General features: G+C 39.3%; 2 protein-coding genes. One reads left to right on the top strand and one right to left on the bottom strand.

All coding sequences use genetic code 11. The annotated features are described in order from the left end of the window. Nucleotides 1-179 precede the first annotated feature (179 nt). On the bottom strand, nt 180-2360 hold the full coding sequence (katG, locus tag AAEY68_RS20505; RefSeq protein WP_197141690.1) for a catalase/peroxidase HPI: 2181 nt from the start codon (nt 2358-2360) through the stop codon (nt 180-182). 905 nt (nt 2361-3265) lie between these two features. On the opposite strand from katG, the gene AAEY68_RS20500 reads away from it, so the two are divergent. Then, nucleotides 3266-4156 carry a tetratricopeptide repeat protein gene (locus AAEY68_RS20500; protein ID WP_007583526.1) on the top strand — a complete coding sequence of 297 codons (891 nt, stop codon included), beginning with the start codon at nt 3266-3268 and terminating at the stop codon, nt 4154-4156. Nucleotides 4157-4466 lie beyond the last annotated feature (310 nt).

Genomic DNA, 4466 nt, shown 5'->3' with positions numbered 1-4466 from the left:
CAAGTGCACAAAAAAAGCCAGGAGCAAAAGCTACTGGCCTTCAATTAAAACCGTCAACGTATTTTAGGACGGGACATGACTTAGATAAATTACAATATTTTATAAGTAATACTGACCGGGACTATATGCAAAAACGGGGGAGTAAATTATTACTCCCCCGTTTTTATTTAGCGTACAGATTATTTAAGATCGAATCTGTCTGCGTTCATTACTTTTACCCATGCATTTACAAAGTCATGTACAAAGCGCTCTTTGTTGTCGTCTTGTGCATAAAACTCAGCAAGTGCGCGCAATATAGAGTTTGATCCAAATACTAAATCAACGCGTGTTGCAGTCCATTTAGTAGTGCCACTTTTACGGTCTACTATATTGTATAAACCTTTTTGAGTTGGCTCCCAACGGTTTGACATGTCAGTTAAGTTTACAAAGAAGTCGTTGGTTAATGAGCCTACGCTATTTGTAAATACGCCGTGTTCGCTGCCAGCATAGTTAGTACCTAGTACTCGCATCCCACCAATAAGTACCGACATTTCTGGTGCACTTAATCCCATTAGTTGGCTGCGCTCTAGTAATAACTCCTCCGCTGACACTGCGTAATCTTTTTTCAGCCAGTTTCTAAAACCATCGTGGATTGGTTCTAGTACATCAAACGATTCCGCATCAGTCATTTCATCTGTTGCATCTCCACGTCCTGGAGCAAACGGCACGTTTACATCAACACCGGCTTGTTTTGCTGCTTGTTCGATAGCAGCTGTACCACCTAAAACAATTAAGTCGGCGATGCTAACAGGTTTACTCAAGCCAGCCTGCACTTTTTCAAGCGCACTAAGTACTGATGCTAAACGTTCTGGCTCATTACCTTGCCAATCTTTTTGCGGTGCTAAACGAATGCGTGCACCATTTGCGCCGCCACGTTTATCAGAACCACGATAAGTACGTGCGCTATCCCAAGCTGTATTTATTAAATCAGCGGCACTAACACCACAATTTAATAATGTGGTTTTTAGATTGCTAATTTCGTCGTCTGTTAATGTGTAATCAACGGCTGGAATTGGATCTTGCCAAATTAAGTCTTCGCTTGGTACGTCGGCACCTAAGTAACATGATTTAGGACCTAAATCGCGGTGAGTTAGTTTAAACCAGGCACGTGCAAACACGTCTGAAAAGTAGTCAAAGTCGTTATAAAAACGCTCAATAATTTTACGGTACGTTGGGTCCACTTTCATGGCCATATCAGCATCTGTCATCATTGGGTTTAAACGAATTGATGAATCTTCTACATCGACAGGTTTGTCTTCTTCTTTAATATTAATAGGCTCCCACTGATGAGCGCCTGCTGGGCTTTTAGTGAGTTCCCATTCGTAGGTTAATAAAAGCTTACAGTATTCGTTGTCCCATTGTGTTGGGTGCGTAGTCCATGCGCCCTCTACACCTGATGTAACTGTATCGCGGCCAATCCCACGTGTTGTAGTGTTATTCCAACCAAGGCCTTGCTCGTGTACGTCAGCTGCTTCTGGTTCTGGTCCTAAGTTTTCTGCTTTGCCATTACCGTGCGCTTTACCTACTGTGTGCCCGCCTACCGTTAATGCAGCGGTTTCTTCGTCGTCCATTGCCATACGTGCAAAAGTTTCGCGAATTTGGGCCGCTGTTTTAAGCGGATCAGGGATACCATTTACACCTTCAGGGTTTACATAAATTAAGCCCATTTGTACTGCGGCTAATGGATTTTCCATGGTATCTGGTTTGTCTACACTTTCGTAACGACCGTCACTTGGCGCTAACCATTCTTTTTCAGCTCCCCAGTAAACGTCTTTTTCAGGGTGCCAAATATCTTCTCGGCCGCCGGCAAAACCAAAGGTTTTTAAACCCATTGATTCGTATGCCATGTTGCCCGCTAAAATAATTAAGTCGGCCCATGAAAGCTTGTTACCGTATTTTTTCTTTATTGGCCAAAGTAAACGGCGCGCTTTGTCGAGGTTACCGTTATCTGGCCATGAATTTAGTGGCGCAAAACGTTGATTACCTGTACCACCGCCCCCTCTACCATCGGCTAAACGGTATGAACCCGCTGAGTGCCATGCTAAACGAATCATTAAACCGCCGTAATGTCCCCAATCGGCTGGCCACCAATCTTGGCTATCGGTCATTAAGCTTTTTACGTCTGTTTTTAGCGCGTCAAGATCGATTGATTTAAATGCTTCAGCGTAATTAAAGTCGCTATTGTATGGATTTGATTTGGTGTCGTGCTGATGAAGAATGTCTAAGTTTAGGGCATTTGGCCACCAATCAGTATTGGGATTAGACGTTTTAGTATTACTGCCGTGCATGACCGGACATTGGCCTGCTTTAGGGTTGCTCATTCTGGAATCCTTATAATAGAAAAGTAAAATACTTAATCAATCAGTATTGTTGTTTATGTATTTATAACTTTTTAAAAAGTAACGGTTATTTTTATTTAATCGGCTTACTTATTATTTAGTGTGCCTGCCTAAACACTTACGTATCCTTAATATAGGCGCATAAATTATGCTACGCCAGCCTCAACATACTATTTAAAACGATTGCTCCAATTTATATTTTTGATTGGCCTTTTGCTAATGATGTATTTAACAATAGCTTTGTAATTACATTCAAAATAATAGTAAAAATAAATTTGATGACGCTCGTGTAAGGTATTACGTAAGATAAAAAAACAAATTAGTGAATTAACCTTAACCTTTTTACTAGACCTGTGATCGAATTGAAAAATTTCGGCGTAATGGTATGTGAAGGGTTTGAAAGTGGCTTTAATTTATTTAAAGCGCACATTGGAATACCCCCCTTCACCATGAAATTGTAGTTATATAGTTATAATTATAAAGGTGTATTACTTAAGCCCAATGCACCTTTACTTTATAAACCGAATACTTTGAGTATTCTTATTTTTTAACTAATTGAATTGAATTAAGTATTTGTTCATAAAGATTCAGTTAGTATGAAGTTGTTCTCCTGTGAATCCCTACGACATATTGTTGTTTTAAGCAGTTTTTGCCAGCTCATATTGAGCTGGTTTTTTTTGCCTATTTTTTCCTAAAACCACCTAAGTATTAGCAAAATGATCATGCTTTACCCTATTATTGCTAAGCTCACTAGGCTAAAAAATTCTTACAACTATTGCTCCTATCTAAATTAGGTCAATTTTAATCCTGAAAAGTCAACGCGCCCTAGTGCCATTCAGCCCTGCATGTTAAAGTTATTACAGTAATTAATTTAATTAGGCGTACCGATGCGTTATTACCTATCTACACTTTTTGTTTGTTTAACTTTTTTTTCGGGCATAGTAAATTCTGCTGAACAAAAACCAGCAGCCCCTACAGCACAACAAGAGCAACAAGCCCTCAAACAACTTAAAGAGTCTATGTTTAAACCGCTAATGGAGCGCTACATACTCGACGAGCTAAAAGCCGTAAGGCAAGATCAACAAAAACTCCGTGAGGATGTAACTAAGCAAGTTACTCATGCACAGCTTGATACTGCAGATCGCGCATTAACGTACACTACCGACACTATTAATAATGTATTTTTTATAATTACCGCTACGGCTTCTATTTTGGTTTTAGTGGGCTGGAACTCACTACGTGATGTTAAAAACAAAGTAGAAGATATTGTAAATACACGTGTAAGTGTAATTACTGACGAGTATGAAGACCGATTAAAAATTCTTGAAGAAAAACTACGCGTACGCTCAGAAGAAATACTCAGTAACCAAGAGCGCATATCAGTTACCAACGAGGTTCATTCGTTATGGATGCGTGCCAATTTGGAAAGTGATTTTGCTAATAAAATTGAAATATTTGATGAGATTTTAAAACGTAAACCAGAGGATGTTGAAGCCATTGCTTATAAGGCCGATGCGTTATTAGAAATAAATGAAACAGCGCAAGCCATTGAGCTGTGTAATCAAGCCATTGATATAGATAGTGTCTATGGTTATGCCTATTGGCAACGAGCATGTGCTTATGCGCTAACACATAAGCATGCTGATGCATTAGCCGACATTAAAATGGCACTTGAATACTCTCCAAATTTACGTAATGAGCTATTACATGAGAGCGCATTTGCAAGCTTACATGACAACGACAGCTTTAATACTATAGTAGCTGGTGAAGTTGTTTAAGCACTAAGTATTTGGCCTGTATGATTAGGCGCAACATCATAAAAAAGGGCCTTGGCCCTTTTTTTGTTTTTAAAGGTTATGTTTGTTGTGTAATTAGAAGCTTTACTGCGCTCTACAAACTCTGCTCTACCGTAGAGTTAAGACCTAAAGTGATTAATTCACAAAGAGGTTTAGAGACGCTGCGCTTTTAGAGAAGAGCTTAGAAGCTAAAATAATAAAAACAATCAGAAACAGTGCTTCTAACATGAGCAACAAGTCATACTCTAAACTTGGTATAAACACTTCTATTCGCGCAGGTTACAAGCTTTTA

Origin of the sequence: Pseudoalteromonas sp. RB2-MNA-CIBAN-0110, from assembly GCF_040309305.1 — a bacterium.
GTDB classification, from domain to species: domain Bacteria; phylum Pseudomonadota; class Gammaproteobacteria; order Enterobacterales; family Alteromonadaceae; genus Pseudoalteromonas; species Pseudoalteromonas arctica.
This window is presented reverse-complemented; position numbering and strand designations above follow the sequence as displayed.